General features: G+C 29.5%; 2 protein-coding genes. One reads left to right on the top strand and one right to left on the bottom strand.

Translation table 11 applies throughout. From position 1 onward, the window contains the following. Window positions 1–145 precede the first annotated feature (145 nt). Entirely contained in the window at window positions 146–397 is a 252-nt protein-coding gene (gene rpsT, locus BU038_RS12310; protein ID WP_002481081.1) for a 30S ribosomal protein S20, read from the top strand. A gap of 36 nt (window positions 398–433) precedes the next feature. Here the strand turns inward: rpsT and holA are convergent, their stop codons facing one another. Then, window positions 434–1,408, bottom strand: a complete 975-nt coding sequence (gene holA / locus BU038_RS12305) for a DNA polymerase III subunit delta (protein WP_107606252.1) — start codon at window positions 1,406–1,408, stop codon at window positions 434–436. Between the last annotated feature and the right edge of the window lie 65 nt (window positions 1,409–1,473).

The following is a 1,473-nucleotide window of genomic DNA, read 5'->3' as shown; positions in this document are numbered from 1 at the left end:
CTCTATTTTACTGTAAATCTTCGCTTGTTAAAAGCCTCATCGAAAATAAATGATTGCAGTTTAATAGTACATTTGATAAAATGTTTCTTGTTGTAATCAAATATTTATTTGATGATCATAGATCACTTTTAGGAGGTGACATTCAATGCCAAATATTAAATCTGCTATTAAACGTGTTAAAACAACTAACAAAGCTGAAGCACAAAACATTTCTCAAAAAAATGCTATGCGTACTGCAGTTAAACGTGCGAAAACAGCTATCGCTGAAAACGCTGAAAACAAAAATGAATTAGTACGTATCGCTGTGAAAAAAGTCGACAAAGCTTCTCAAGCTAACTTAATTCACTCAAATAAAGCTGACCGCATTAAATCAAAATTAATGGTTGCAGCTAAATAATGAAAAAGTTCAAGCATCTGCTTGAACTTTTTTATTTTATATAGACAAAATAAATAGTTCTAAGATAAGTTGTTTGTCCATATACGAAGATTTTAACTTATAGTCAGTTTCAGCACATGCATTCATAATATTCATCAAATGTTTTAAATCATACTGCCTTGAAGCTCTTAAGGCTAATTTGACTCTGAATGGATGCACGCTCACTGTTTTAGCAATTTGTGCTTGCGAATACCCTTTTTTAGCAAGAATTTTACATTGATAATACAATCTGAAATTACTAGCTATTAAAGCTAACAGCTTAATAGGTTCTTCTTTTAATGTGATTAAATCATTCACTAAATGCACTGCTTCAGCTTTTTTTCCTTGCTGAATATAATCAGTTAATAAGAAAACATTTTGTTCTAAACTTCTATTTACAATTGTTTCGACATCTTGCTTAGTGATAGTTGGACGGTCTCCTAAGTATAAAACAATTTTTTCTAGTTCTTGTTTAACTAAGTTAAAGTTTATACCTGTTAAATCAATAAATAAATTTAATGCATCTTGCTTAATATCTTTGTATTGTTCGTTTAAGGTATGTTTAATCCAATTCTTTAGTTCATCTTCAGACATTTGCTCGATTTTAATAAGTTTTGTATGTTTTTTTAGGCTTTTAACAAGCTTTTTTCGCTCGTCTAACTTAGGATTATAAACTTCAAATATGACAAGAGAAGTACCATCATATTTTTCAATAAATTCTTGCAGCTGTTCCAAATTATGATTTAAATCTTTATTACCTCTATCTCCTGTAAAGATATAAGCATTTTTTATGATAACAGCCTTCTGCTCAGAGAAGAACGGTAAAGTTAAAGCTTCTTCAATACATACACTGATTTCAGTTTCATTTAAATTAAAACTCGCATAATTGAATTCGTCTTTTTCACCATGCAAATACTGTTGTGTAATTTCTTGTGTTTTCTTTTCTATGAGCTCTGGAACTTCACCATAAACAGTAATAATATTATTTTCCACAACTTGCACCTCTCAAAATTAGCATACTTTAGTATTATATCATTTGTACGATAGCCATACCATTT

This window comes from Staphylococcus simulans, assembly GCF_003043455.1.
In the GTDB taxonomy this organism is placed as follows: domain Bacteria; phylum Bacillota; class Bacilli; order Staphylococcales; family Staphylococcaceae; genus Staphylococcus; species Staphylococcus simulans_A.
Note: the sequence above shows the minus strand (reverse complement) of the source record. Positions and strands in the feature narration are given on the sequence as shown.

Excerpts from the sequence above, each read along its gene's own strand:
- rpsT (WP_002481081.1), top strand. The coding sequence starts at position 146 with ATGCCAAATATTAAATCTGCTATTAAACGTGTTAAAACAACTAACAAA.